Annotated in this window: 1 protein-coding gene; it reads left to right on the top strand. The window is 62.0% G+C overall.

Annotation, left to right across the window (positions count from 1 at the left end; translation table 11 throughout):
- Positions 1-204 precede the first annotated feature (204 nt).
- A complete protein-coding gene (locus ACW9JE_RS30785; RefSeq protein ID WP_457434917.1) occupies positions 205-1,203 on the top strand; it encodes a bile acid:sodium symporter family protein in 999 nt (332 codons plus the stop codon).
- The last annotated feature ends 34 nt before the right edge of the window (positions 1,204-1,237 follow it).

The raw sequence follows: 1,237 nt of genomic DNA, 5'->3' as shown, positions 1-1,237 counted from the left end.
GGGCCGTGTCAGTGACATTGATGGGGGCTGACACACCGCCTTCGCGAGCAAGCCCGCTCCCACAGGGTTTCGTGTCGGTACAGATATTTGCGTACGATGAGATTTGTCCGTTACGCGACATGTACTGGCTCACTAGCGTTAGCCGGCCTCGATCCAGCGGAGTAGAGTCGACCCCACGTTCCTGGCAAACCCGGATGACCCCCCATGACTCGCCCTCGCTTCTTACCCGACAACTTCACCCTGACCCTGGTCGGCGTGGTACTTTTCGCCAGCTTCCTGCCCGCCAGCGGCCAGGTGGCGGTGGGCTTTGGCTGGTTGACCAACATCGCCATTGCCCTGCTGTTCTTCCTGCACGGCGCCAAGCTGTCGCGGGAATCGATCATTGCCGGCGCCGGCCACTGGCGCCTGCACCTGCTGGTCTTCAGCCTGACCTTCGTCCTCTTCCCGCTGCTGGGGCTCGCGCTCAAGCCGGTGCTGTCACCGCTGGTCGGCGACAACCTGTACATGGGCATGCTCTACCTCTGCGCATTGCCGGCCACGGTGCAGTCGGCGATTGCCTTCACCTCCCTCGCGCGGGGCAATATTCCGGCGGCGATCTGCAGCGCGGCGGCGTCCAGCCTGTTCGGGATCTTCCTCACGCCGCTGCTGGTGACCCTGCTGCTTAATGTGCATGGCGACGGCGGCTCGACCATGGACGCGATCCTCAAGATCAGTGTGCAACTGCTGCTGCCGTTCATCGCCGGGCAGATTGCTCGACGCTGGATCGGCGCCTGGGTGGGTCGCAACAAGAACTGGCTGAAGTTCGTCGACCAGGGTTCGATTCTGCTGGTGGTCTACGGCGCGTTCAGCGAAGCGGTGAATGAGGGCATCTGGCATCAGATTCCGGTGCGGGATCTGCTGGGGCTGGTGGTGGCCTGCTGCGTATTGCTGGGCCTGGTGCTGGTGGCGTCCACCGTGCTGGCCAAGGCTTTTGGCTTCAACCTGGAAGACCGCATCACCATCCTGTTCTGCGGTTCGAAGAAAAGCCTGGCAACCGGCGTACCCATGGCTCAGGTGTTGTTTGCCGGCAGCACCATTGGCGTGTTGATTTTGCCGCTGATGCTGTTCCACCAGATTCAGCTAATGGTCTGTGCGGTTTTGGCGCAGCGTTATGCCAAGCGCCAGGAATCGGTGGCTGAACTGATGGGACAAGTCGATCCCTGACACCAACCCCTGTAGGAGCGAGGCTTGCCCGCGA

The sequence above is a fragment of the Pseudomonas sp. SDO55104_S430 genome (assembly GCF_054070595.1).
The sequence above is the reverse complement of the archived record's forward strand: the minus strand, read 5'-3'. Positions and strand labels throughout refer to the sequence as shown.

Bases quoted from the DNA above. Each gene is read 5' to 3' on its own strand.
- ACW9JE_RS30785 (WP_457434917.1), top strand. From the start codon at position 205: ATGACTCGCCCTCGCTTCTTACCCGACAACTTCACCCTGACCCTGGTC.